The organism is Pseudomonas sp. NPDC087185, assembly GCF_044744955.1.
Taxonomy (GTDB): domain Bacteria; phylum Pseudomonadota; class Gammaproteobacteria; order Pseudomonadales; family Pseudomonadaceae; genus Aquipseudomonas.
The window spans coordinates 31,785-58,199 of sequence record NZ_JBIUZK010000010.1; the positions used below are offsets into that span (position 1 = coordinate 31,785).

A 26,415-nucleotide genomic window follows, 5' to 3' on the forward strand; every position below is an offset into this window, starting at 1 on the left:
ACACCAACAAGGGCAGTCACCCATACTGGACAAGAAACCGATCATGGCCAAAAGGATCTTCACCGCTACTGCCTTCCCGCGCACTGCCGGCTTCATGCTGAGCGCGCTTGCCGCCTCACTGTGCAGCGCTGCGGCCAACGCCGACCAGGCGTTTGCCATCGACTCGCGCTGGATGACCGGCGACTGGGGTGGCTTGCGCACCGAGCTGCTCGAACAGGGCATCAACATCAAACTGGGCTATGTCGGCGAGTCGGCCTCGGGACTGCACGGTGGCTATGATCGCCACAACCATGCCACGCGCTACTCCGACCAGTTCAACGTCGGCGTTGAAGCGGACCTGGAAAAAGCCCTCGGCTGGCAAGACGCCGTGTTCAGCATTTCCTTCACCAACCGCAATGGCAAAGAGCTCGACGAGGTCATCAGCGACCCCCGCGCCAAGAGCTTTGGCGCCACCCAGGAAATCAACGGCCGTGGCAGCGTCACCCGCCTCGGCGGCCTGTGGTTGAGCAAAGGCTGGCTGGACGACCGGATCAACCTCAAGGCCGGTCGCTTCGCGGTGAGCGACGAGTTTGCCGTTGAAGACTGCGTGTTCCAGAACCTGGCGTTCTGCGGCTCGCAGCCGGGCAACTATGTCGACAGCATCCACAACGGCCCGATCAGCCAGTGGGCGGCGCGCCTGCGCTACCGGATCACCCCCGAGGTGTATGCCCAGGTCGGCGCGTACAACGTCAACCCGTCCAACCTCGACAACGACAACGGCCTCAAGCTGCACGTGCAAGGCACCACCGGCACCCTGGTCCCGGTCGAGCTGGTCTGGACCCCGCGGGTCAATCAGCTGCCCGGTGAATACCGCATCGGCTACTACCACAGCAGCGCCGAAGCCGCCGATGTGTACAAGGATGCCCATGGTCAACCGGCCGCACTGAGCGGCGACGACTACCGCATCAACGGCAGCCGCCATGGCTCATGGATCGTCGCCAAGCAACAGTTGACCAGCGTCAACGGCGACAGCAGCCGCGGTCTCTCGGTAGTCGCCAGCGCAACCTTCATGGACCGCGCAAGCACCCCGGTCGACAGCTACCAGAAAGCCGCCCTGCTCTACAAAGGCCTGTTCGATGCCCGCCCCGCCGACACCGTTGGCTTCGGCATGGCCCGCGTGCATGGCAGCTCGCGCTTCCTGCGTAACGCCAAGACCGCCAACGACCTCAGCGGCGCCACCTTCAACGATGCCGGCTACGTGCCCGAGCAGCACACCCTGTACGTGGCCGAGCTGAACTACCGGGCACAGTTGACCGGCTGGCTGAGCGTGATGCCCAACCTGCAGTTCCTCAAGAACCCTGACGGCCAACGCGAAGTCGTCAACACCTGGGTGGCCGGCGTTCAAGTACAGAGTCAATTCTAAAAAAGCACCCCGCAGTGCCTTGCACAGGACCCGTGAATGAACCGAAGAGAAGCCCTTTTTTCCCTGGGCACCATCGCAGCCTCGCTGGCTGTAGCACCCAGCCTCGGCGCCGTAGAGCTCAAAGGGGTGCCACACGACACCCAGCTCAGTGACGACCACATGCCACAACCGGCCATCCGCAGCGGTGGCTTTCTGGTCCTCAGCGAAGCCGAGCGCAGAACCCTGGGCGCGCTTTACGACCGCCTGTTACCCGCCGACGAGTACGGCCCGTCGGCAACCGAGGCGGGGTGCCTGGAGTTCATCGATAGCCAGCTGGCCGGGCATTACGGGGCCGGCAAGGCGCTGTATCTGGAAGGGCCGATCCGCCCTGAAAGCGAATTGCAACTGATGGGTACCGCGCAGTTCCTGGCCTCGCCGCTGGAGCGTTATCGCTCAGGCCTCGCGGCGCTGGAGGCGTATGCCCAGCGTGTGGACGGGCAACACCTGGCCGACCTGCCAGCCGAACGGATCGACGCCCTGCTCGGCGAAATGGAAGCGGGCCGACTCGACCTGGGCCCGGCCATCAACAGCAAAGGCTTGTTCGAACTGCTGCTGCAGAACGTTCGCGAAGGCTACCTGGCCGACCCGATGTACGGCGGCAACCGCAACATGGCGGGCTGGAAAATGATCGGCTTCCCCGGTGCGCGCTATGACTACCGCCCCTACATCGACCGTCGCGGTGAAAACCTGCGACTGATCCCTGTAAGCCTGATTCCGGCCGACTGAGCTGTAAGGAGTACCCATGAGTAATGTACGAAAACGCGCCGACGTGGTCATTTGCGGCCTGGGCTGGGCCGGTTCGGTAATGGCCGAAGAACTCACCCGCGCCGGGCTCGAAGTAGTCGCCATCGAACGCGGCGCCTGGCGCGACACCTCGACCGACTTTCCCCCTGCAGTGGACCCGGACGAACTGCGCTGGACCACCCGCCGCGAACTGCTGCAACCGATGAGTGTGGAAACCACCACCTTCCGCAATCGCCTGGACCAACAGGCCGCCCCGGTGCGTAGCTGGTCGGCGTTCCAGTATGGCTGGAACGTCGGCGGCGCCGGCGCGCACTGGGCCGGCATGTCGTGGCGCTTCTCGCCGTGGGACTTCGAAGTCGCCACGCAGACCCGCGAGCGCTATGGCGCGGCAAAGATGAAAGGCCTGCAGTTGCAGGACTGGGGCGTGACCTATGACGAGATGGCCCCCTACTACGACCGCTTCGAGCGCATCGCCGGGACCTCGGGGATTGCCGGCAACATCAATGGCCAGATCCAGCCCGGCGGCAACCCGTTCGAGGGGCCGCGCTCGCGTGAGTACCCGACCCCACCGCTGAAAGACACGCACTGGATGCGCACCTTCCGCGACGCCTCCACGCGCCTCGGCCACCATCCGTTCACCATTCCTGCCGGAAACATCTCGCAAGCCTTCGTCAACCCGCTGGGCGTCACCATGGGCCCATGTACCTACTGCGGCTTCTGCGATTTCCACGGCTGCGGCAACTTCTCCAAGTCGTCGCCACAAGCCTGCATCCTGCCGGCGCTGATGCGCCGGCCGAACTTCACCCTGCTCAGCGAAACCGAAGTGCTGCATGCGGTGAAGCACGACGACGGCAAGACCGTCAAAGGCGTGAAGTTCATCACCAAGGAAGGCGTCGAAGGCTTCCAGCCGGCCGATGTCGTGTGCATCACCGCCTACCAGATGGACAACGTGCGCCTGATGCTGCTGTCGCGGGTCGGCGAGCAGTACGACCCGCGCACCGGCCGCGGCACGGTTGGGCGCAACTACAACTACCAGACCTGCTCCACCGTCACCGGCTTCTTCGATGACAGCTACATGAACCCGTTCATCGGCGGCGGCGCCCTGGCCGTGCAGATCGACGACTTCAACGGCGACAACTTCGACCACTCCAATCTGGACTTCATCGGTGGCGCCGGGATCATGGGCTACTCCACCAATGGCCGGCCTATCCAGAACGCCAACACCGTGCGCCCTGGCACCAAGCGCTGGGGCAGCGAGTGGAAGAAGGCCTATGCGCGCGACTACCAGCAGTCCGGCGGCATCTTCTGCCAAGGCACCTCGATGCCGGTGCGCGATGCCTACCTGGACCTCGACCCGACCTACAAGGACCGCCACGGCCAGCCGCTGCTGCGCCTGACCTTCGACTGGAACCGCAACGACACCAACATGCTCGACTATGTCACTGAGCGTGCCGTGCGCATCATGAAAGAGGCCGGCGGGCGCGACATCATCGTCGACAACCAGGGCGAGCAGAGCTGGAACCCGTACATGCAGCACAGCTCGCACACCATTGGCGGCGCGGTGATGGGCGCCGACCCGACCACCTCGGCGATCAACCCGTACCTGCAGAGCTGGGATGCGCACAACCTGTTCGTGGTCGGTGCATCGGCGTTCCCCAACAACGGTGGCTACAACCCGACCGTGACGGTCGGCGCGCTGGCCATTCGGGCGGCACGGGCGATCCACGAGACCTATTTCAACAATCCAGGCGCACTGGTCAAGGGTTGAGCGAGCAATGAAAAACTGGAAAAAAATCGCCACCGGGACCGCGCTTGTGGCTGGCCTGGCGGCCGTTGGCGTAGCCTGGATCGCCGTGAAGACCTTCGACACCTCGCGCTCCGCAGTGGCTGATGACACGGTGCCCCTGGCGCAGTTTCGCAGCACCGACCAGGCGGCCATCGTGCGTGGCGAATACGTGATGCGGCTGGGCGACTGCGCAGCCTGCCACAAGGCCGACTTTGCCGGCGGCTACAAGATCGACACACCATTCGGCTCGTTGCTCACCTCGAACATCACCCCCGACACCCAGACCGGTATCGGCACGATGACCGAGCGCGACTTCTTCAATGCCGTGCGCCAGGGCATCGGTTCGCATGGCCTGCTGTACCCGGCCATGCCCTACACCGCCTACACCAAACTCAACGACCGCGACATGCATGACCTGTGGTCCTACCTGTCGACCATCGCACCGGTGAACAAGCCCATCGACGAGAACGCCGGCATGCACTTCCCGTACAACGTGCGCCTGGCGATGGCCGGCTGGGACATGCTGTTCTTCGACAACACCCCGTTCATCGCCGACGTCACCCAGGGCAAGGACTGGAACCGCGGCAAGTACCTCACCGACGGCCCGGCGCACTGCGGCACCTGCCATACACCACGCAACCTGCTCGGTGGCGAGCGCAGCAGTGCCTACCTGCAAGGCGGGCGACTCGGCGCCTGGTATGCGCCCGACATCACCCCCAACCCGCTGACCGGCATTGGCCACTGGTCGGTCGACACCCTCACCACTTACCTCAAGACCGGCTCGGATGACATCGCCGTCGCCGCGGGCCCGATGGCCGAGGCTGTCGAGCACTCGTTCCAGTACTACAAGGTGAACGACCTCGATGCGATCGGCAGTTACCTCAAATCGCTGCCCGCCTCGCCTGCACAGCCTGGCCAGCCGATGACCCCGAACGCGCAGCGCATGAAGGCGGCGGCGCTGACGTATGAAGTCAACTGCTCGGCCTGTCATGGGCTCGAGGGCGAAGGCATCAAGGGCATGGTCACGGCGTTTGCAGGCAACCGCCGGATGCTTACGGATGACCCGACCAACCTGCTGCACGCCATGCTGATGGGGGCGCGCGCGCCGCATACCGAAGCACGGCAGACCGCAGCGGGGATGCCATCGTTTGCGTGGAAGATGAACGATCAGCAGGTCGCTGAGATTCTCAACTACGTGCGCAACAGCTGGGGGAACGCAGCAGTGGAAGTGAAACCCGAGCAGGTGGCTGCACTGCGCGGGGAGTTGGGAGCACACCAGAAGCTCGCGGTTCCTGAGCCCGTCTCGGTCCAATAGACCGTCTGGCAAGACCAGCGGAGCGCCCTAGCGACGCCCCCCCTGATCTTGCCCGCTGACGGCCTCTTCAGGGTTGGCGCACGCCTTGTGCGTTGACGGCCAGCGGGGTCAGCAGGCGTGGCATCAGGCCGCGCTGGAGCAACCAGCCATCCAGCGAGAATTTACCTGCGCCGCTGATCATCACACCGATGAACACCACCATCAGCAGCATCACATACTCCCAGCCACCGCCGCCGGCCATGGCCCACGCATACCCGCGGGTCCACTCGCCGCCAAACCCGACGGTCGCCACCAGGAAGTAGATCAAGCTGACGAAGGCACCGAGCCTGGCGAACAGGCCCAGGCCGACACTGACAGCGCTGGCGAACTCGATCAGGCCGCCGAGGACCACGAACGCCGCTGCCGCCTCGCCGAAACCGAGGTTCTGGAAACCGATTTCGAGTTTGTTGAACCACCCTGTCCCGGCGAAGATCTTCTCCGCCGAATGGCACAGCTCGTTGAGGCCGAAACACAGGCGCACCAGCGTCGCCTGCCACAACAGGGTGCCAAGCCAGGCGCCTGGCTTGCCGCGATCGCGGCGCAGGTCGCTGACCACACAGTCGATGAACTGCACGAGCAACGGCACCGCGGCAACGCTGGCGACCCAGACCATGACCTTCGCATCGTTCATTGCCGCGACGCGCCAGGCGAGCAGAAACGGTAGCAACGACAGCAGAAACCCGGGCGCGAATACCCGCGGCGTGATCAGCACGGCCGACAGCAGCGCGATCGCCATCCATCCTGCGCCTGACCAAGCCGCGAAATCCGGCAGCGAGTAGTCGAACCAACCGCAATACACGGCCGCGACGAAGGTGGCCAACAGGGCCGTAATGCTCAACCAGTGCGGTGTGCGCGAGGGTTTGAGGACGTGATAGTCGCTGGCGAATGCACCATCGACGACTTCACGGTGAAGTACAGGGCTGTTCATGGGCAGGTGCTCGCTCAAGGTTGTGGGGCTGGGAGGGTTTTCTCGAAGGCGCGCGCCAGTTCAGTGGCAAAGCGCTGTTCCTGAGCGTCACCGGCGCCGCCGGCGACACCAATGGCGCCCACCCGCTGCCCCTGCTGGCGGATCACCACCCCGGCAACGGCCGGCAGGATGCCGGGGATGCTGCCCAACTGAAGGTTGTCCTTGCGCGCCAGGTCGTAGAACACCACGGTGTCGACATCGTTGATGGCCGCCGAGTTTGCTTTCTTGATGGCCGCGTCGACACAGCCAGGGGCCGCGCCATCCATGCGCTTGAAAGCCAGCAGGTAGCCGCTGGCATCGGTCACTGCAATGCACGGGTGTACCCCGTCATCTGCGGCCCTGCTGACAGCTTTGTCCAGCAGAGTGGTCGCGCCACTCAGTGACAGGTTCGGACTGTACCGCAATGTGTTCACGGCATCAGCTGCCAGGCTTGGAGAGACAAGCACCATTGCCAACCAAGTGGGCAGCAGCCGCCTGCTGATGGCATTCAACAGCGGCGGTTTCGGGGCCTGAAAAATGTGGGCACGGGGCGGTATTGTCATTATTGGTGTCCTAGAGCCTGCAAGAAAATGGTAACGTTACCATATTTAATTGAAAAATAGACGTGATCTCTAATGAATGCAACGTCGATCTCAATGAATCCGCCAAATAGACGCTAATGATATCGTTATCTGTTTCCGCTGACCGAAACTGACCCTGCAGAGGCTGTGCTGCCGACTGAAAATTGACCCAGGTGTTCAACTGCTTCTGCTCACTTTTCGAGCAGGAGAACACAGGTGATCAGCATGGAAATGTTGGGAAAAATCCGGCGGATGTACTTGCGCGATAAGCTCTCGCTGCAACAGATAGCCAAGCGTACCGGGCTGTCGAGAAACATTATCCGAAAGTGGGTCAGAGCGCCCGAAGCCACTCAGCCGGCGTACCGACGGTGCGCAATCTTCAACAAACTCAGCCCATTCCAAGACACGTTAGAACAGGCGCTGAAAGCCGATTCGTTTCGGGCAAAGCACAACCGCAGAAGCGCCAAAGCACTTTTCGAACAGATCAAGGCTGAGGGTTATGACGGCGGCTACAGCCAGCTGACGGCGTTTGTACGCTCTTGGCGAAGCGAGCAAGGCAAGTGTTTACGCGCTTTTGTACCGCTGACTTTTGCCTTGGGTGAGGCCTTTCAATTTGACTGGAGCGAAGAAGGTCTGCTGATCGGCGGCCTGGTCCGACGCATCCAGGTCTCCCACATGAAGCTGTGCGCCAGTCGCGCGTTCTGGTTGGTTGCTTATCCCAGTCAAGGCCACGAGATGTTGTTCGATGCCCACACTCGCTCTTTTGGTGCCCTCGGCGGAGTTCGGCGTCGCGGCATTTTCGACAACATGAAAACGGCTGTCGATTAGTAAGCAGACTTCATCTTGGTGGAAGCAGGTGGTACACACCTGCTGGCTTGCAACGCTCAGCGAGGGGCGCTGACGTCTGTCTGTCCGCTAGCGAGCAGTGCGCCACGGACGAAGCCCTCGGCAAGACGGCGCTCGACAAAATTGCGCACATAGGCGGCGCCTGCTTCACGTTCGCGAGGTACGGCCATCGCTTGCCGAATCGACGTGAATGCACCGTCAAGCACGCGATAGCGTTGATCACTGGCGGCGACCCTTTCCAGCGGCTGACGTACGCCTGCAGCAGCATCCAGATCGCTCTCAATAAAGAGGTCCACTGCGCCGGCAGAAGTTTCAGCACGGACCAGCTCGGCATGTTGCAGCGTGCGCGTGAGATACAGGTCATAGGCTGCACCTTTACCCACAGCCAGGCGAAGGCCAGGCCGTTCCAGCTCGTCAACGTGCTGGAACGGTGCTTCTCGCTTGACCAGATAGGTACCCTCGATCAGCACATAGGGCTCACTGAACGCGATTTGCGCCTCACGCACGGGTTCGATGGCCAGAAACGCCAAGTTCCAAGCCCCTTCTTCCAGTGCAGCAAAGACTTTTCCCGCAGCATCGAAAGTGCGCATGTGCAAGGTGACACCCAGCTCCTCGGCCAAAGCCTTGGCCAGGGCTACGGATACACCCTGCGGCTCGCCCGTCGAGCCAAGCTGGGCCAACACCGGGTTGCCGAGGTTGATCGCGACGCGCAGGGTGCCGTCAGGGGCCAGATCTTTGAGGACGCTGGTGGCGATAGTGTTCATGCAGGTCTCCTATAGAAGTCGTGTGATACTTTTCCCAGCCATGTCGGCAAAAACGTCACCAAATCGGCAAGGTATACGAAACGATCAGACGGTTTTCATCTGCGCCACGGGCGAAATTGGAACGATAGGCTGCGTTGCGCCAGCGCACACCGACATTCTTCAGCGCGCCGGACTGGAACACATAGGCGATATCGGTGTTGCGCTCCCACTCGCGACCTTCATCGCCACGCGTAGCGGCATCGGCTTGATCCCCCTTGACGTAGCGTGTCATGAAGGTCAACCCCGGGATGCCAACGGCGGCGAAGTTGTAATCGTAACGCAGCTGCCACGAGCGCTCGCCGGGCTCGGCGAAATCATTGATCTGAATGTAGTTGGCCAGGTAGGGATCGGTGCCGTCGAGGAATGGCATTGAGGTATCGCCGTTCATTTTCTGCAGGCCCAAGCCCAGCGCATGGCCGCCCAGGCTGTAGGTGAACAGACCGCTGAGCGCGCCGCTGTCGATCGCACCGCCGCGAGCATTGCCGGCGTCATCGCTGAGCATGTAGCGCAGGTCGCTCTTGAGCTTGCCCGGGCCAATGTTCCACGTATGGCCGATGCCGAAAAAGTTCTGACGGTACACATCCTCAAGTTCGGCGTACTGGTAGCTTAGGGTCAGCGCCTTGCTCACCGCGTAGTCGGCGCCGCCGACCCAGTATTCGTCGCCTTCGACAGCACCGGCAAAGCGGCGGTTCTTGTTGTTCAGGCTGATCTTCTGGGCGTCGCTCGAGTCGCGATCGGTCACCCGGTCCAAGCGAGCACCGGTCACGGTCAGGCCAGCGATCTCGTTGCTGGTGAGCAACCCGCCCTCGAAGGTCTGTGGCAAGATACGGCCAGTGTTGGCTTGCACTGTCGGCAACTTGGGAATCAGGGTGCCGTACTTGAGTTCGGTTTCGGACATCTTGACCTTGGCCGTCAGGCCGAGGCGGGTGAACTCATTGGCGGCGCGGCCGTTGTCATGCACCGGCAGCAAACCGGAGCCTGCACGGTCGGGGCTCGAGTCAAGCTTGATACCTAGCATGCCCAGAGCATCAAGGCCAAAGCCTACGGTGCCTGGGGTATAGCCTGAGCGGAAGTCGAGCAGAAAGCCCTGCGCCCATTCCTCCCGCTTGGACTGGCCAGTGCCGTCACGAAAATCACGGTTGAAGTAATAGTTGGACATCTGCAGGTTGAGCTTGCTGTCTTCGACAAAGCCCCCTGCGTCAGCAGTACCGGCAAGCACGCAAGGTGACAGGGTAATCAGAGTGCGCAGGATGTTCTTGTTGTTGTGCATCTGGCGGTTCCGTTTAGTTAACACGGGAGTGCCCGGCCTGGACGCTCAGTCCGGGCTTGGAGAAGTGCAAAGGAGTCCAGCGGATGGGGGCCGCGTGGCAGCCCCGACGATCAATGTGCAGAAGCTGCCATCGGTTGATCCGGCTCTTTGTTATTGACCCGCATCAGCGCTGTCATCAGGAACGCGATGAGCAGCAGCGCACTGAGGAACAGCAGGCCTGTGGCCGCGCTCTGGCTGTTACCCTTGACTACGCCAATCATCGACGGACCAACAAAACCACCGAGGTTGCCGATCGAGTTGATCACCGCAATGGATACCGCAGCGGTGGCGCGGTCGAGGAACAGCGTCGGCAGCGCCCAGAACGGCGACTTGAAGCTGTACAACCCAGACAGCGCAACACAGATCATCGCCATCGAAGCAATCGGGCTGGACAGCATGCCGGCGCCGACCAGGCCCAGTGCAGCGATTGCAAGGGGGATGGCCGAGTGCATCTTGCGCTCGTTGCGCCGATCAGAACTGCGCGACCAGATAATCATCGCCGCGGTTGCAACGATATACGGCAGCATCGCGATCAGGCCGATCTGGGTATGGGTCAGGTCGCTGGAGAAGCCCTTGATGATCTGCGGCATCCAGTAACCGACGCCCAGGCTACCGCACTGATAAACGAAGTAAATGAACGCGAGGTACAGCACCTTTTTGTTGACCATGGTCTTGAACACACCCAGGCGCTTGACGTTCTTGCGGCTCTGGCGGTCGCGTTCGAGCTCGGCCAGCAGCCACTCCTTCTCCTGCGAGGTCAGCCATTTGGCCTGCTCGGGTTTGTCGGTCAGGAAGAAGAAGCAGGCAATGCCCAGGAACACGGCAGGCACGCCTTCGAGGAACAGCATCCAGCGCCAGCCGCTCCAGTCGAGCCACTTGATGTTGTCCATGATCCAGGTCGAAAGCGGTGCGCCGATGATGTAGCTCACCGGAATCGCCGCGGTGAACAGCGCCACCGTGGTGGCCAGCTCACGCGAGCGGAACCAGTAGGTGAGGTAGACGATCACGCCCGGAAAGAAGCCCGCCTCGGCTACGCCGAGGAAGAACCGCAGTACATAGAGCTGGTTGGCCGTCTGGGCAAACGCCGTGGCCGCGGCGATGACGCCCCAGGTCACCAGAATGCGAGCAATCCACACCCGCGCACCAAACTTGTTGAGCATGACGTTGCTGGGCACTTCGAACAGGAAGTAACCGATGAAGAAGATTCCGGAAATGAAACCGAAGGCTTCGCTGGTCAACGCCAGCTCCTTGTTCATCTCTAGCGCGGCATAGCCGATGTTGGCGCGATCAAGATAGGACACGATGTACAGCAGGAACATAAACGGGATGATGCGCAAGGTCACCTTGCGGACAATCGCCTGCTCGTCGACAGTATTGTTGTTGTTCATAAGGACCTCATCTGGAACGGACCGTAGCCCGTCCCTTAATTGTTATCGTTGTAACGGGTATCAGGCAGAAAAGATCATGCACACCGGACTTCCGGTCGAAACCGAGAAGCCGGTCTTGCTCAGTGCACCACTGCACGGGTCGACTGCAAACGAGACGATGCTGTCGCTGTCTTCATTGAGCGCGAACAGGAAGCGCTGATCAGGTGTCAGGGTGAAGAAGCGCGGCGTCTTGCCTTCACTGGGAACGAAATCGACCGGGCTGAGCAGCCCACTGACCTGGTCGATGGCGTATACCGCGATGCTGTCGTAACCGCGATTCGAGGCGTAGAGGAAACGCCCGCTACGGTCGATTTCAATTTCCGAAGCGCGGCTGTTGCCGGTGTAGCTGGCGGGCAATGAAGGGAGTACCTGGATCGGCTGTAGCGCGCCGCTGTGGGGGTCGAAACGATAGCTGGTGACACTGGAGTCCAACTCGTTGATCACATAGGCAAACCCCGCCTTGGGATGCATTGCAATGTGGCGCGGGCCGGCACCTTCACGCGCAGCAATGAAGGGTTGCTCGGCAGGATGCAACCTGCCGTTGTCGAAGCGGAAGCTGAACACTCGGTCGAGCCCCTTGTCCGGTACCAGGACAAAGTTGCCGGACGCATCGAACGGATTGAAATGCGGCTTGGCGAACGGCTGTTCGACGCGGTGCGGGCCAACTGGGCCGTCAAGTGTGAGCAACTGGTTGACACTGCCCAGCGCGCCGTCCTCGGCCACATTCAGCACGGCCAAGGTGCCGGTGATGTGGTTGGACACCACCATGAAGCGCTCGCTTGGGTCCAGCGCCAGGTGCACCGGGTTCTTGCCCTCGCAGCTCTGGCGGTTGAGGAAGGTCAAGGTCCCACTGGCCTTGTCGACGCTGAAGGCGCTGACTTCGCTGCAGTCGCCGTGAACGGTATACAGCCGGTCTCCGGCACGGTTGAGGGTAAGGAAGGAAGGGTTGACCAGATCAGTGACGACCTGTACCTGCTCCAACGTACCGGCCTGCTGATCCAGGCGATAGACCGTGATGCCATCACCCCGGGCGTTACGCTCGCGGGTGGTCCGCGAGCCGACATAGGCGTACATAGGGTTGTTCTCCCGTTTGCAAATGCGTTTTCAAGCGGGCACCAGCCTTTTGGCAGGCAGCAGTACCCTGTGCGGCAGCATTGCTGCCGCCGCCGGAGTCGTTACACCAGTGCTTGGCGGGTTAGCCGCGAGTCCGTTTGACCACTTTTCGGATCACGTACGGCAGCACCCCGCCGTTAGTCAGGTAGCGCAGTTCCTGCAGCGAATCCAGGCGAGCAATCAGCTCGATCTGATCGCGAACGCCACCCTCACGGACTATCTCCAGGCGAACACGGTTATCGCCAACGACCAGCTCATCCAGCCCCACCAAATCGAAGTGCTCAGTGCCGATCAGTTGTAGATCGTCTGCGCCCTGCCCGTCCTGGAACAACAGGGGCAACACGCCCATGCCGATCAGATTACTGCGGTGGATGCGCTCGATACTGCGGGCTACCACAGCTTTCACCCCAAGCAGGGCCTGCGCCTTGGCTGCCCAGTCGCGGCTGGAACCGGCGCCGTAGTTGATGCCTGCGAAGACAATCATCGGCGTACCCGCGTAACTCTGGGCGGCTTCGTACAGGGGCAAGCACTTGCTGTGGTCCGCATTCCAGGCCCAAGCACCGACGCCAGGCTGCTGCTCACCGACCAGACGGTTTTTCACCGACTTGTTGGTGAAAGCTCCACGCAGCATGACTTCGTGGTTACTGCGGCGGGTGGAATATTGGTTGAGGTCTTGTGGATCCTCACCGCGCTCCAGCAGCCACTGGCCTGCAAGGCTATCGGCAGGGATGGCACCGGCGGGCGAAATATGGTCGGTGGTAACGTTGTCCCCAAGCACCATGAGGGCACGAGCGCCCTGAATCGCCAGGCTAGAATTTGGTTCAGCCTGGATGTCAGCCAGGTATTGCGGACGGCGAAGATAAGTCGAGCGAGGGTCCCAAGGGAACTGGACACTGCCCTCTGCGGAGAGCGCCTGCCAGTGATGAGTACCTTCCCACACCGTAGCCAGCCGCTGTTGGAAGAACTCCGGCTTCACCACTTTCGCGGCCAGCGCAGCCACTTCTTCATCACTGGGCAGCAGGTCGTGCAGATAGACTGGATTCTCTGCTGAGTCATAACCCAAAGGTTCACGCGTCAGGTCGATCTCGATGGTACCGGCGATGGCAAAGGCGACGCACAACGCGGGCGAGGCAAGATAACCCGCGGGGACTTTAGGGTTCACCCGACCTTCAAAATTACGATTACCGGACAATACGACCACGCCCTTCAGGCCTTGATCGGCGAACACCTCGACATGCTCTTCCAGCTTGCCCGAGTTGCCGATACAGGTCATGCAGCCAAAGCCAGCAACATCGAAGCCCAGAGCGGAAAAATCCTGCAGCAGGTCAGCTTCAGCCAGATAGTCGGAGACGACCTGGGAGCCTGGCGACAAGGAAGTCTTGACCCAGGGCTTGCGTTGCAGGCCCAGGCGACGTGCCTTTCGGGCCAGCAAGCCGGCTTGGATCATCTGCGCCGGGTTGGCCGTATTGGTGCAACTGGTAATTGCCGAGATAACCACGGCGCCATGCGTGATCGGTTCTGCGAATGTGGGCTCGAAGTACTGCTCAGAGGATGGCCCGGCGATAAGGTTGCCGCCGCCCAGGACTTCCTTACGGAATGAGTCGCCCGAGCGCGACAGCGGTTGACGCTGATGCGGCTGGTAAGGTCCTGCAACGCTTGGCTCGATGCTGGCCAGGTCCAGTTCGATCAGTTCATCGAACTCCGGCTCCGGCAGTTCATCACTGCGATACAGGTTTTGCGCACTCATGTATGTGGCGGCCTGCTGACAGAGCGCTGAAGAGCGGCCGGTAAGCCGCATATAGTCGAGCGTCTGGGTGTCGAAGGGGAAGAACACCACCGTAGCGCCATACTCCGGGGCCATGTTCGACACCGTGCCACGCGCGGCCCACCCAACGTTCGAAAGGCCTGGGCCGGTGAACTCGACAAACTTGCCGACCACCGAACGCTTGCGCAGGATCTCAGCGACATGCAATGACAAATCCGTCGCGGTAACACCTGGGCGCAGCGCGTTGGTCACACGCAGGCCAATGACCTTGGGAAAGCTGATAGGTACCGGCTCACCAACCATCGCCGCCTGCCCCTCGAGGCCGCCAACACCCCACCCCAGAACACCGATGGCGTTGATCATCGGTGTATGGCTGTCCGTCGCGACCATGTCATCGGGGTGCAACAAGCGCTGGCCATCTTCAGTGCGGCTTTCCCACACGACCTTGGCCAAGGCTTCCATGTTCATTTGATGGATGATACCGGTGCCTGGGGGAATCACACCGAAGTTGTCCAGGCTCTTTTGCGCCCACTTGATGAAACGATAACGTTCACTGTTACGGCGGAAATCGATATCAAGGTTCTGCTCGACCGCATTGGCGTCGGCATAGCTTTCGACAATCACCGAGTGGTCAATGGTCAGCACGGCGGGAATCAGCGGGTTCATAGCGCTGGGGTCACCACCGAGCTCGGCGACTACATCGCGCATACCTGCAAAGTCAGCCAAAGCCGGCAGACAGGTGGTGTCATGGAACATCAGCCGGTTCGGCTGGAACGGCACTTCGCAATCTGGCCCCTGGCCCGTGGCTCTAGCCAGTACTGATGCGAGCGCTTCGGGTGTGCAACGGGCAACGTTCTCCAGAAGAATACGGATCGAGTAGGGCAGGCGCTGCAATTGGGCTGGGCTCAGCAACTTCTTCAAATCAACATAGGCGAATCGGGCCTGGTCGATCTCCAGGTTGCTCATCAGGTCGCGGGCAGTCTTGGTCATGCTCGTATCGCTCTGCGTCTTATCGTTGTGACAGCATCGGCTACCGATGCTGGTGATGGGGCAATGCTAGTGGTTGGCCCACCGGATGAAAATTGATGAATCGCCATGGCAGCGTTCTCCACTGGAGAACGCTGCTCAAGTGGATTGATCGGGTGATGGGGTCAGCAGTACCAGGGTGCGGGCTAGAGCTAGCCTGCCTCACTGCGAATGTTGTCGACGAACGTGCGTAAGGTTGGCGCAGCGGCATCGTAACTCTGCAAGACCAGCAACAATGCGCGTACGGCCCAGGCTTCGTCCAGGCGCAGCACCTTCAGTTTGAGGCTTCGCTGATAGGGCTTCACTACGGACCGCGGCAGCACCGCGATGCCCATGCCAGCGGCCACCATTCGACAGATGCAATCAAAACTGCTGATTCGGATTCGCAGCTTGAGCGGCATATTCAAAGCCTCTGCCTGCTGAGTCAGCAGGCCATACATGGAACTTTCCCGATGCGGGCCGACCATCTCGTACTGCAAGACTTCAGCGAACCTTATGCTTGTAGAGGACGCGAGGGCATGCGCCCCCGGCACTACCACGACCAATTCATCGGTGCGATAAGGCACCGTTTGCAAACCTCTGGAAGCGGTTTGCGATGCTATAACCCCAACGTCAGCGCGGCCCTCCGCCACTGCACTTACCACGTCGGCCCCCACTCGTTCCTGAATGTCGAAACGAATCAATGGATAGAGCGCGGCGAATGCTGTGATATCCGTGGGTAGAAATTGGGATAACGCAGAAGTGATAGCGTGAATACGTATGTGCCCCTTGACCCCTTCGGAAAACTCCCCCAGCTCGGCATCAAGGTTTTGCAGCGTTTGCCGCACCTGTCGGGCGTAAAAAAGCAATGACTGCCCGGCCGGGGTCAGCTCTACGCCACGTGCATGACGGATAAGCAATGGCGCCCCGGTAAGGTCCTCCAGTTCGCTGATGCGCTTGCTGACCGCAGAAACAGCCAAGTGCCGAAGGTTCGCGGCATGGGTGAGGTTTTGCGTTTCTGCAACAGCAATAAAAACATCAAGGCTTGTCAAATCGTATCGCATTGCGTCTCCGAGCTGGCTGCGCGCTCCAATCGCCGTTTTCGTATCACATACTCCCCGAAATGGCGGATCTACGCACTAGAAACACTTCATGCTGCAGACCTGACGCCGGTCACACGTCAGAGGATTGATCGATTCTTCATTATTGCTTTTTAACAACTTTAAATACAATGTTAGGCGCCGTTCAATGGAACGGCCAATCACAATAACGAAAGCCGAGCAGACCATGAAAAAAACCCTTCTCGCCCTGGTGCTGACAGCGTCCCTGCCTGCGGTATCAAGCGCCGCATCTTTTTCACAGCAACAATCAGAGCTGCTCTATGCAAGCCTCGGAGAGAGAGTGCTGGGATACCGTGTCGATCCCAGTGCGGGCGAGTTGCAATTGATCAGTGAAACCAAGGTTCCGGCGAACCTGCAATTCGGCGTGAAAAATGCCAAAGGCAGCATGCTGTATGTGGTTTCCAGCAACGCCGGGAACGGCACCTTGGGCGCCAAGGGTGATACCCATGTCTTGCAGGCATTCAACATCAACAAAGCATCCGGGGAACTGACAGCGGTCGGGGACGTCATCGCCCTACCGGAACGGCCGATCAACCTGGGACTGGATCGGCAAGACCGATTTGCGGTGGTTGCCTATAACCAATCCTCTACCCTCAGCGTGCATCCGATCAAAGCGGACGGCAGCGTCAGCCCAGCAGTCCCACAGGGGCAGGTGCCCCAGGCAGGCATTTTCACACATCAGGTGACCTTCACCCCCAATGACCGCTTCGTGATAGCCCTGGCTCGCGGCAATGACGCGGTCAAGCAGGTACCAGACCAGCCAGGCAGCGTGAACACATTTGCGCTGGATGAACAGGGTTTGCTGCACAAGGTTTCAGTTGCGGCGGTCGACCCAGGGATTGGCCCGAGGCACCTGGCCTACCACCCTAGCCAACCATGGGCTTACGTGGCCATGGAACGCGGCAGTAAACTCTATATGTACAAGCTCAAGGCTGATGGGTCGTTGCAGCAGGCGCCCAGCTTCAAAAAGGATACCCTTGAGCACCTGAGCAATCTCGAAACGCCTCGTCAAAGAGGCGGTGTGATCCAAGTCTCGCCGAATGGACGCTTCCTTTACGTGAGCAACCGTGCCGATGCCGCCACCGAGCATGAGGGTAAACGGGTGAACAATGGCGGAGAAAACAACATCGCGGTATTTGCCATCGACCAGCGGACGGGTGAACCTCATCGCATTCAGGTCATCGATGGTCAAGGCATCGAAGCACGCACCATGAAGGTCGATCCCTCTGGCAAATTGCTGATCGTGGCCAACCAGATGACGCAATGGGTGAAGGATCACGGCGAGCTACGCAAGCGCCGCTCGAACCTGGCGGTTTTCCGTATCGAGAATAGTGGCAAGCTCCAGTTCGTGCGCAAGTACGAAATGGATGATGAAAGCAAATCGCTGCTGTGGATGGATATCTGAAAATGACCGAGCCCCGCTGCTGCGGGGCTCAGTTCATTCATCGCTCGTTAGCCAGCTGTTCGCGAACTGCCCGCGCCTGTTGAGTGGTAACAGCAGGGGCGGCGTTATCCCAGGCATTGCGGATGTAGGTCGCCACAGCAGCCACTTGGCTGTCATCAAGACGCCATGCGAACGACGGCATGGATGGCCCCGTCGGTGCCGCATCGGTAGCAACCGCCTGCGCCCCGTCCAGCACTACACGCAGCACTGTGGCCGGGTCCTGTGCGAGTACCGCGCCTGCATTACGTAAAGAGGGGAACAACTTCGGTACACCTTCACCATTGGCCATGTGACATGCCGAGCAGTTGTCGGCATAAAGCGCCTTGCCCGCCACCATCGACGATGTCTTCTGATCCACTTGCTTGGGCGCCTCCAGCCCAGCATCCAGGCTCTTGATGTAGGTGGCGATTGCGGCCAGGTCTTCATGCCGCATGAACTGGGTGGAATGCATCACTACCTCCCCCATAGGTCCAGAAGCCGCCGAGTAACGATTGCGACCGGTCTTGAGGTACTCGACCAGCTCTGCGTTGGTCCAGGCGCCAACCCCGCGGTAGGCATCTCCGGTAATGGTCGGCGCGACCCAGCCCTGCAGCGTGTAACCCTGCAGGTGCCCACCCGAGGTATCACCGCCCAGCAAATTCTTGGAGTTGTGGCAGGTACTGCAGTGTGCAAGGCCCTCGGCCAGGTATGCGCCGCGGTTCCACTGTTCGCTCTTGTTCGGGTCAGGTTTGAACTCACCTTCCTTGAAGAACATCATGTTCCAACCGTAGAGGCTGGTCCTCACATTGAACGGGAACGGCAGCTGATTGGCCTCGACCTTGTTGCGCACCGGCGGCAAAGTTGCCAGGTAGGCACGAATGGCCAGCAGGTCTTCACGCTTGACCTTGGTGTACGCCGTGTAGGGGAACGCGCCGTACAGCAATTCGCCTCTGTGCCCGATACCCTTCTGCAGAGCCTGTATGAACTGCTCATCGGTCCAGGCACCAATGCCTGTCTCACGATCAGGCGTAAGGTTGGGGGCGATCAGTTTGCCAAAAGGCGTTTCGATTGCTTTGCCTCCCGCCATCACAGCGCCGTGTTCGGCAGTATGGCAGGCGGTGCAGTCACCCACGGTTGTCAGGTAGCGGCCTTTCTCGATGGTCGGGAACAACGCGCTTTGGGCAGGGCCAGCAGGCACCCACATCAGGGACACAGCTAGCGCTGCAGTAGCTGACCTGTTCATGCGTGCACCAACGGGCCAGGGTTCTTCAGATACTGTGTCCGGATAGCATTCGCAGCCCAGTAAGCCAGCGCGCCAACCGTGGCGGTAGGGTTATAACCCGCATTTTGCGGGAAGGCTGACCCGCCGATCACGAACAGGTTTGGAACGTCCCAGCATTGCAAGTACTTGTTGACCACACTTTCGCGTGGGTTGTCGCCCATGATCGCGCCACCGGTATTGTGGGTGCTCTGGAACGGTACGATGTTGTAAGGCCCCTTGGCCGGCTTTGCGACTATCTGCCGAGCCCCCATGGCACGCGCCACATCGGCGGCCTTGTCGGTGACGAAGCTCGACATTTTCAAGTCGTTGTCCGGGAAGTCGAACGTCAGTTGCATCATTGGCCGACCGTGGCGGTCCTTGTAGGTCGGGTCTATGCCGAGGTAGTTCGAGCGGGTCGGGTACGAACTGCCCTGGGTGCGAACCACGGTGGTGCTGAGGTAATGCTTCTGGGTCGCGACCTTCCACTTACTGCCCCAGCGGGGCGTGCCTGGAGGAGTCATCCGGTTGCTGATCGGCCAACCGCTTGTGACGTTGGACATGATGCAGGCACCACCAAAGAAACCCAACCCGGAGTGATCGAAGTTGTCGCCGTTGTATTCGTCGCATGCCTGCCCTACTCCGCCTCCCGCGATGAAGGGATTGAAGTTTTTGTCATCGAAGAATGCCTGAACCGCAGAGTTGGTCTGGTAGGCGTAATTCTTTCCGATGAGCCCTCTCTCGCTGATAGGGTCATACGGCGTGCCAATGCCGGATGCGAAGAGCAGGCGCACGTTGGGTACCGAGAACGCCGTCAGAATGACCAGGTCCGCCGGTTGCTCATAATGCTGGCCACTGGCATCGACGTAGATGACCCCCACCGCGCGTTTGCCCGAGGCATCCAGCTTGATCTGCAACACCTCTGACTGAACCTGGGCGGTGAAATTGCGCCGACGCATCAGCGCGGGAATGATGTTGGTCTGCGGGGTGGATTTGGAATAGTTGGCGCAACCGCAACGCGAACAGTAGCCACAGTAAGTGCACGGCGCCATGGTCACGCCATAGGGGTTGGTGTACACCTGCGATGCGTTGCCGCTGGGCGTCGGAAACGGACGCAGTCCCATCTTCGCAGCTGCTTCGGCGAACAGCGTCGGCGCGTAGGTCATTGCCATCGGCGGCAACGGAAACTCACTCGAGCGGTTGCCTTCGAACGGGTTGCCGCCGGGTTGATAGTGGCCGTTGAGCATACCGGCTTTGCCACCAATACCTGCCATTTTTTCGAACTTGTCATAGAACGGTTCAAGTTCGTCGTAAGTGATACCCCAGTCGCGGATCAGCAAGTCCTTGGGGATGGCTCTGGCACCATAGCGCTCGGTCAGATGCGAACGCAGCACAAAGTCGCTGGGGTTGTAGCGCCACGTCAGCCCGCTCCAGTGGGCGCCGGAGCCGCCCAGGCCGGTGCCCAGCAAGAACGAGCCATATTCGCGCATCGGCAAGGCAGTCTGGTCATACGCGTTACGGAAGGTATAGGTGTCTTCGGCAGCAGTGATCATCAACTCCTGCTGGATCACATAACGCAGTTCATCCTGTACATATCCCGGATTGAAGTCGGTACCGGTGTCGCGCCACGGACCACGCTCGAAGGCAATGACTTCAAGGCCTGCTTCGGCCATCTCGATCGCCATGATCGAACCGCACCAGCCCAGGCCAACGATTGCCACGTCTTTTTTTGGTAACTTGATCATTTGACTCTTACACCTTCCAGTCTGGGCGGCCGGAAATACTTACGGGAGGGTTCGGATACGTCTGGCCATGCTTGTCGATCCAGTCCAGGTAGTCGTAACGAGCACCGGGATAACCAATCATTTTCCAGCTGACCATGTCGCGGTTACCGCCATAGATGGGATCGGCGAAAAAGCCTTCCATAGTGCGCGACAGCAGCACCTCGAAAAACGCCGCGCCTTGTACACCATCGGGCAGTTCCACATGGCCACTTTCCAGGCCGCTGAGCAGCGCCTCCCGATCGTGCCCCGACAACTGGGCGAACGTCTTACCGAAGGCTCCCTGACAGTGTTTTTCGAGCGACGTCAACCCAGCGCGCATCTGCTCCGCAGGCGTCAACGGTGATTGTGGACCTTGGGTTGGCAGCCCTTTGGCAAAGGGCCCCTGCAAGTACATGCGCGCCCCTTGCCCCTGAGGGCCAGACATCTGGCGGTCAATGTAGATGGCACAGCCGGCCTCTTTACCGCTCATGCTCATATCATCGGCCGGGATGAGTGTCTCAACAATCGCTTCAACCAACTGCTGTTCGTGCTCGGTGAAGAATGTCCAGTTATGCGGATCGATGTCCGCAGGCGGGTCTGCGGCGTTTGGCGCCCAAGGCAAGGGTTCACCACCGACGATGGTGGCGGCATGGGTGAAAGATGAGCTCACCGCAATCAGCGTGCCGGCCCCCAGGAGCTGACGGCGGGTGATACCAGGAGATGTAAGTTTCATTCAGGCCTCTCAGGACGAATCACGAGCGGCCGGCATGGTAATGTTTTTTGTAACACCAAAATACAAAAATAAGATGAAAATTGCTTTTTACGATGAACCGCTTCGCAGTGGCGGTCATTACTGCTTCATCCCGCCATCCACTATCACCTCTGTATTACGGAAGCTCCAGCATCTCGACGAAGTGTCCAGCTGGCACCCGTGGCAACCGCTGCCAGCAGCGCAACCAACAGAAATGCAAACTGGAAGTCCGCAGCCGTTTCCACTCCGACGTTTTCATGGAGCAGCATGGCGAACCGCAAAATCAGCGCTCCAACCGCGATCCCCAGACCCATGCTGAGCTGGAAAGCCATGCTGAAGAGTGTGGAAGCATCCCGCATCCCAGTCGTGGATATCTCGGAGAATCCAACATTGTTGTAGGCCGTGAACTGTAGCGAACGAGACAGGCCGCCGATGAAAAGCCATGCAACTACCAGCTCATGGCTGGTAGACGGCTCGAGCAGCGCACAACCACCGATACAGAGAACGCCCAGCCAGCCATTCAATAGCAATACCTGCCGGAAACCCCATCGCTTGAGCACCGCAGTAGTGACAGCTTTCATTGCCAGGTTGCCAGCAAAGACCGCGATCATCAGGCTGCCGGCGGTTAGCGCCGACAGACCGAAGGCGAGCTGGAACATCAAGGGCAACAGGAACGGCAAACTGCTGATGCAGACCCGGTACAAAGAGCCGCTGAAAAAGGTCAGCCGAAAGGTCTGCACGCCCAGCGCATCGAGTTTAAGCAGCGGAAACGGGGCCTTGCGAAGATGCCACACACTCAGCGCGGCAAGCAGCATTGCAGCGACAATGATCCATGCGCCAGACCACGACAGTCCGGCCGCGTGACCTAACATTTCAAACCCTGCCAACAAGGCAACACAAGTGCCTGACAACAGAATGAAGCCAGTCCAGTCGAATGGCATGCGGCGCTCGGAGCGATGATTGTCGATCAGGTAGCATGCGAAGATGAACGCGATGATGCCGAAGGGAATATTCAAATAGAAGATCCAGGGCCAGGTGGCATGTGTGACCATCAAAGCGCCAACCGGGGGCCCCAGCACTGGCGCTACCAAGCCCGGTACGGTGATGTAGCCTATGGTTCTTACCAGGTCCTTCTTGTCAGTGGCGCGCAGCACGGCCAAACGGCCGACTGGAACCATCAACGCTCCACTAATACCCTGCATGACACGCGCAACAACGAATGTTTCCAGGCTGTAGCTCAGCCCGCACAACAACGACGCCAAGGTAAATGCGGCAATAGCGGCAGCGAAGGTCGTACGCGCCCCCAGTCGATCGGCAACCCACCCGCTAAGTGGAATGAACGCTGCCATCGCCAGGAGATAGCTGCTCATCCCGATGCTCAGGTCTACCGGGCGGATGGCAAAGCTACGGGCCATTTCTGGTAGCGCAGTGACGATCACCGTCGCATCCAGGTTCTCCATGAAGAACGTAGCGGCTACCAGAAAAGCGATTTGGGTTGATCGAGTCATGCTCAGCGCGTCCAGTACTCACGTTGAATTGACCGAGATTAGCCACCACTAATTGGAATGGAAAATTCTTTTATGTAAGGTTAGCCATCTATTTTTGTTGTGAGCTCCCGCTAACACAATGAACCTGAAAGCCCTCAAATACGCAGTCGAAGTCGCTCGCACCGGCAGTTTCACTCGTGCCGCACAGCATTCGCACGTTGCACAATCGGCCCTCAGCATGGCAGTCGCTCGGCTTGAGCATGAGTTAGGGGTGCCGCTGTTTGACCGCAGTGTTCGCGGGGTGACGGCCACAGCGGAGGGCGCAAGGTTTCTCGAGCGAGTCGACCTCATGCTTCAGGAATTGGCAGCAGCCCGCCAGGAACTGACTTCACTGGCCAATTTGCAAAGCGGCGAGGTGAGACTGGGATTTGCGCCCATGTTCGGTATGGGCCGCCTGCCGATGTGGCTCGAGCAGTTTCACGCCCAGTATCCGGGCGTGCGTTTCAAGGCGTTTGAAGGAGGCGGCCAAGAGGTGGACTGGCGGCTTGAGTCACGCGACATCGACGTTGCGTTGATGAATGCCCGCCGGGTCAAGCCGCACTGGCAATCGGCCGTGGTCGATGCCGACGAGCTTGTGCTATGCGTACTGCCTGATCACCCACTGGCCAAACTGGATGCTGTCTCTGCCGACCACTTGCAGGGCCTGCCCATGGCGGTGCTCGATGGACGTTTCGCGCAACGCCTGATGCTCGATGAATACTGCAAACAGCACAGGGTTGCGTTTTGCACCGTGTTGCAGAGCAATGACGCCCCATTGGTGCTACAGGCCGCACTGCGGGGCCTAGGTGCGACAACGGTGTTCAAATCCAACCTTCACGCCGTTGGCAACCTGGTTAGCGTGCCGTTTGAAACGCCCCAGCATTTGCAGTTCAGTTTATGTTGGCGAGCAGATGAGCACCTTTCCTTAGCCAACAGGCGCTTCATCGAGTTCGTTACTGGCAAGCCTATGCCGGTCCAACCGCGCCGCTAGTCGCCGACGAACACCATACAAACGGGGCTACCGGTGTGGTTCACATGCCCGGTGGCGGACAGGCGGCCACTCTCTTGGCAGACCTCGAAAGCCTGGAGGGTGTCACTGTCCTCGTTAAGCGCGAACAGGAAACGACCATTCGGCGTCAACGAAAAGAATCGCGGAGTAGCACCGGCACTGGGGACCCAGTCGATAAGCTTCAGCCAGCCGGTAACCTGATCGATGGCGAACATCACAATGCTGTCATACCCACGGTTCGATGCATAAAGGAAACGGCCAGTACGGTCAACTTCGACCTCCGAGGCACGGCTGTTCCCAGTGAAGTATTCCGGCAACAGGCTGAGTATCTGCCTGGCCTGTAATCCGCCTGTTTGCGCATCGTAATCATAAGTGGTGACGCTGGAGTCGAGTTCATTTACGGCATATGCACAAGGCAGATTCGGATGCAGTGCAATATGCCGAGGGCCCGCATTTTCGCGAGTGATCACAAACGGCTGCTCGGCCGGGGTCAGGCGTCCTTGCTCGAATCGGAAGCTGAAGATTCGATCAAGCCCCTTGTCTGGCACCAGCACAAACTGGCCGGTGGGGTCGAAGATATTGAAATGCGGCTTGGGAAAAGGTTGTTCCGTACGATGTGGGCCTGGGGGCCCGTCCAAGGCGAGGAGTTGTACCACCGACCCAAGCGCGCCCTGATCGTCAACCTCCATCACAGCCAAAGTTCCTGTGATGTGGTTGGAAACCACCAGATGCCGCTCATCCGCAGACAGCGCGAGGTGGACGGGGTTCTTGCCTTCGCAACACTGGGAATTGAGCAGTTCCAGGTAACCGCTAGCGTTGTCGATTTTGAAAGCGCTGACGTCACTACGGTCCCCATGCACGGTGTACAAACGGTCACCCGCACGATTTACAGCCAGGAACGAGGGATTAACCAGATCCTCTACTTGCTGAATCAGCTCCAACACGCCTCGCTCCTGATCCAGCCGGTAAACGCTGATACCGATGCCGCGCGCGTTGCGTTCTTCAGTGGTGCGGGATCCTACATAGGCAAACATAAGCGCTCCAGTTCAGTTAATCAGAGCCTAAAGAAACGGCGATCCAGGATCGCCGTTTGTTCGCCTGCTGTCAGACAGCACGCCAAGGGAACAAGCCAAAGGCCATGCTGACCAGCATGATCACCAGGCACAGCGCAAAGGCCCACTTCAGGGTGTACTTCTGATGGTCACTGAACTCGACCCCGGCCAACCCGCACAGCAGGTAAGTCGATGCCACCAACGGGCTGAGCAAGTGCACCGGTTGCCCGACCAGCGAGGCCCGGCCGATTTCGGCGTGGGTGATGCCATAGACCTCGGCAGCCTTGGCCAGCACGGGCAACACGCCGTAGTAGAAGGCATCGTTAGACATGAAGAACGTGCCTGGAATGCTCGCCAGTGCAGTGATAGGTGCCATATAAGGGCCCCATTCCGCCGGCAGCATGCTCAGGAAGCTCTTGGACATTGCATCGACCATCCCGGTCCCCGACAGAATGCCCGCCAGGATACCGGCCGCCAGGAAGATCGCGATCTGGTTCAAGGCCGTGGGCGCATGCGCGGAGATACGCCGGCGCTGGTCTTGCATGTGCGGGTAGTTGATTACCAGCGCAATCGAGAACGCCACCATGAACAGGATCGCCAGCGGCAACAGTTCCATGACCAGGCCAGCCATCAAGGCAATGGTCAGTGCAGCGTTGAGCCAAAATAGCTTGGGCCGACGCAGTTCGGCGTTTTCCTCCGACAATGCCGGGGTGCCATCACCGTCGCCATCATCAAAGGTAGTGGCCGCCGAGCCCAGCGATTGTGGGAGCCTGCCCAGCCGTTGCCGCTCACGGGTACCAATGAACCAGGCCAGCAGCAGCACACCCAGGAAACTGATGATGAGTGTCGGAATCAACGGCAAGAACAGGTCTGCTGTATCGACTTGCAAGGAAGCAGCGGCACGAGCGAGCGGCCCACCCCATGGCAGCAGGTTGGTCACACTGGCAGCCAGAATTACCACGCAGGTCAGTGCCAGAGGGTCCAGCCTCATCCGCTTGAACAACGGTAGCATCGCAGTGACCGTGATCATGTAGGTGGTCGAGCCGTCACCGTCCAGCGACACCAGACCTGCCAGCAGCGCGGCGAACACCACCGCTTTCATCGGGTCCCCGCCAATCAGCTTGATGAACTTCTTGATGATTGGGTCGAACAGCCCAGTGTCGAACATCAGGCCGAAGTAGAGGATGGCGAACATCACCATGATCGCAGTCGGCGCGACCTTGCGCAGGCCCTCGATCATCATGTCGCCCATGTCCGGCCCGAAGCCGGCAATCAACGCGAAGACGATCGGTACGGTGGTCATGGCCACCAGGGGCGAAAGGCGCTTGGTCATGATCAGGGCCATGAAGGTCACGATCATGCCGTATCCGAGAAATGACAGCATTTGTATCA

20 protein-coding genes and 1 pseudogene are annotated in these 26,415 nt (G+C 59.8%); 7 read left to right on the forward strand and 14 right to left on the reverse strand.

The window, feature by feature from the left end; genetic code table 11:
- Positions 1-43: 43 nt before the first annotated feature.
- Genes ACIPIJ_RS26680 through ACIPIJ_RS26695 form a run of 4 tightly spaced genes read left to right on the forward strand, consistent with a single transcriptional unit; the run spans position 44 to position 5,286 of the window.
- On the forward strand, positions 44-1,402 hold the full coding sequence (locus ACIPIJ_RS26680; protein WP_401082673.1) for a carbohydrate porin: 1,359 nt from the start codon (positions 44-46) through the stop codon (positions 1,400-1,402).
- A gap of 36 nt (positions 1,403-1,438) precedes the next feature.
- Positions 1,439-2,167: a gluconate 2-dehydrogenase subunit 3 family protein gene (locus ACIPIJ_RS26685; RefSeq protein WP_401082676.1), complete on the forward strand. Its 729-nt coding sequence runs from the start codon at positions 1,439-1,441 to the stop codon at positions 2,165-2,167.
- A gap of 16 nt (positions 2,168-2,183) precedes the next feature.
- Positions 2,184-3,953 carry a GMC family oxidoreductase gene (locus ACIPIJ_RS26690; RefSeq protein ID WP_138736191.1) on the forward strand — a complete coding sequence of 590 codons (1,770 nt, stop codon included), beginning with the start codon at positions 2,184-2,186 and terminating at the stop codon, positions 3,951-3,953.
- 7 nt (positions 3,954-3,960) lie between these two features.
- The gene (locus ACIPIJ_RS26695; RefSeq protein WP_401082678.1) at positions 3,961-5,286 is read left to right on the forward strand and encodes a c-type cytochrome; all 1,326 of its coding nucleotides are present in this window, start codon (positions 3,961-3,963) and stop codon (positions 5,284-5,286) included.
- 67 nt (positions 5,287-5,353) lie between these two features.
- Here ACIPIJ_RS26695 and ACIPIJ_RS26700 read toward each other — a convergent pair whose 3' ends face one another.
- A complete protein-coding gene (locus tag ACIPIJ_RS26700; protein ID WP_401082681.1) occupies positions 5,354-6,253 on the reverse strand; it encodes a DoxX family protein in 900 nt (299 codons plus the stop codon).
- Between the two features lie 14 nt (positions 6,254-6,267).
- The gene (locus tag ACIPIJ_RS26705; protein ID WP_401082684.1) at positions 6,268-6,834 is read right to left on the reverse strand and encodes a heme-binding protein; all 567 of its coding nucleotides are present in this window, start codon (positions 6,832-6,834) and stop codon (positions 6,268-6,270) included.
- A 243-nt stretch (positions 6,835-7,077) separates the two neighbouring features.
- Between ACIPIJ_RS26705 and istA the strand changes: the two are divergent.
- Positions 7,078-7,677: pseudogene (istA, locus tag ACIPIJ_RS26710) on the forward strand (IS21 family transposase); the annotation flags it as partial.
- A 59-nt stretch (positions 7,678-7,736) separates the two neighbouring features.
- Here istA and ACIPIJ_RS26715 read toward each other — a convergent pair.
- The 6 genes from ACIPIJ_RS26715 to ACIPIJ_RS26740 all read right to left on the reverse strand — a co-directional run bounded on the left by ACIPIJ_RS26715 (position 7,737) and on the right by ACIPIJ_RS26740 (position 16,184).
- Positions 7,737-8,462, reverse strand: a complete 726-nt coding sequence (locus ACIPIJ_RS26715; RefSeq protein WP_401082687.1) for a transporter substrate-binding domain-containing protein — start codon at positions 8,460-8,462, stop codon at positions 7,737-7,739.
- Positions 8,463-8,517: 55 nt separating this feature from the next.
- Positions 8,518-9,771 (reverse strand): OprD family porin, encoded by a 1,254-nt coding sequence (locus tag ACIPIJ_RS26720; protein ID WP_110744464.1) that lies wholly within the window; start codon positions 9,769-9,771, stop codon positions 8,518-8,520.
- Positions 9,772-9,881: 110 nt separating this feature from the next.
- A complete protein-coding gene (locus tag ACIPIJ_RS26725; RefSeq protein WP_259139485.1) occupies positions 9,882-11,198 on the reverse strand; it encodes an MFS transporter in 1,317 nt (438 codons plus the stop codon).
- 60 nt (positions 11,199-11,258) lie between these two features.
- On the reverse strand, positions 11,259-12,311 hold the full coding sequence (locus ACIPIJ_RS26730) for a lactonase family protein (protein WP_259139484.1): 1,053 nt from the start codon (positions 12,309-12,311) through the stop codon (positions 11,259-11,261).
- Positions 12,312-12,432: 121 nt separating this feature from the next.
- Entirely contained in the window at positions 12,433-15,105 is a 2,673-nt protein-coding gene (gene acnA / locus ACIPIJ_RS26735; protein ID WP_401082692.1) for an aconitate hydratase AcnA, read from the reverse strand.
- Between the two features lie 188 nt (positions 15,106-15,293).
- The gene (locus tag ACIPIJ_RS26740; protein WP_401082695.1) at positions 15,294-16,184 is read right to left on the reverse strand and encodes a LysR substrate-binding domain-containing protein; all 891 of its coding nucleotides are present in this window, start codon (positions 16,182-16,184) and stop codon (positions 15,294-15,296) included.
- A 184-nt stretch (positions 16,185-16,368) separates the two neighbouring features.
- Between ACIPIJ_RS26740 and ACIPIJ_RS26745 the strand changes: the two genes are divergently transcribed.
- On the forward strand, positions 16,369-17,646 hold the full coding sequence (locus ACIPIJ_RS26745; protein WP_401082698.1) for a lactonase family protein: 1,278 nt from the start codon (positions 16,369-16,371) through the stop codon (positions 17,644-17,646).
- A 37-nt stretch (positions 17,647-17,683) separates the two neighbouring features.
- Here the strand turns inward: ACIPIJ_RS26745 and ACIPIJ_RS26750 are convergent, their stop codons facing one another.
- The 4 genes from ACIPIJ_RS26750 to ACIPIJ_RS26765 all read right to left on the reverse strand — a co-directional run bounded on the left by ACIPIJ_RS26750 (position 17,684) and on the right by ACIPIJ_RS26765 (position 22,950).
- Positions 17,684-18,907 (reverse strand): c-type cytochrome, encoded by a 1,224-nt coding sequence (locus tag ACIPIJ_RS26750; RefSeq protein ID WP_401082701.1) that lies wholly within the window; start codon positions 18,905-18,907, stop codon positions 17,684-17,686.
- The gene (locus tag ACIPIJ_RS26755; RefSeq protein ID WP_401082704.1) at positions 18,904-20,607 is read right to left on the reverse strand and encodes a GMC family oxidoreductase; all 1,704 of its coding nucleotides are present in this window, start codon (positions 20,605-20,607) and stop codon (positions 18,904-18,906) included. The genes ACIPIJ_RS26750 and ACIPIJ_RS26755 overlap by 4 nt, the downstream gene beginning before the upstream one ends.
- Before the next feature lie 67 nt (positions 20,608-20,674).
- Positions 20,675-21,418 carry a gluconate 2-dehydrogenase subunit 3 family protein gene (locus tag ACIPIJ_RS26760; protein WP_259139478.1) on the reverse strand — a complete coding sequence of 248 codons (744 nt, stop codon included), beginning with the start codon at positions 21,416-21,418 and terminating at the stop codon, positions 20,675-20,677.
- Positions 21,419-21,561: 143 nt separating this feature from the next.
- Complete coding sequence (locus ACIPIJ_RS26765) at positions 21,562-22,950, reverse strand: MFS transporter (protein WP_401082921.1); 1,389 nt, start codon at positions 22,948-22,950, stop codon at positions 21,562-21,564.
- Positions 22,951-23,062: 112 nt separating this feature from the next.
- Here ACIPIJ_RS26765 and ACIPIJ_RS26770 point away from each other — a divergent pair, with 112 nt between their 5' ends.
- The gene (locus ACIPIJ_RS26770) at positions 23,063-23,953 is read left to right on the forward strand and encodes a LysR family transcriptional regulator (protein ID WP_401082707.1); all 891 of its coding nucleotides are present in this window, start codon (positions 23,063-23,065) and stop codon (positions 23,951-23,953) included.
- Here the strand turns inward: ACIPIJ_RS26770 and ACIPIJ_RS26775 are convergent.
- A complete protein-coding gene (locus ACIPIJ_RS26775) occupies positions 23,950-25,005 on the reverse strand; it encodes a lactonase family protein (protein WP_401082710.1) in 1,056 nt (351 codons plus the stop codon). The two genes, ACIPIJ_RS26770 and ACIPIJ_RS26775, sit on opposite strands and share 4 nt — an antisense overlap.
- Positions 25,006-25,075: 70 nt before the next feature.
- The gene (locus ACIPIJ_RS26780) at positions 25,076-26,407 is read right to left on the reverse strand and encodes a CitMHS family transporter (RefSeq protein WP_110744476.1); all 1,332 of its coding nucleotides are present in this window, start codon (positions 26,405-26,407) and stop codon (positions 25,076-25,078) included.
- Positions 26,408-26,415: the final 8 nt, after the last annotated feature.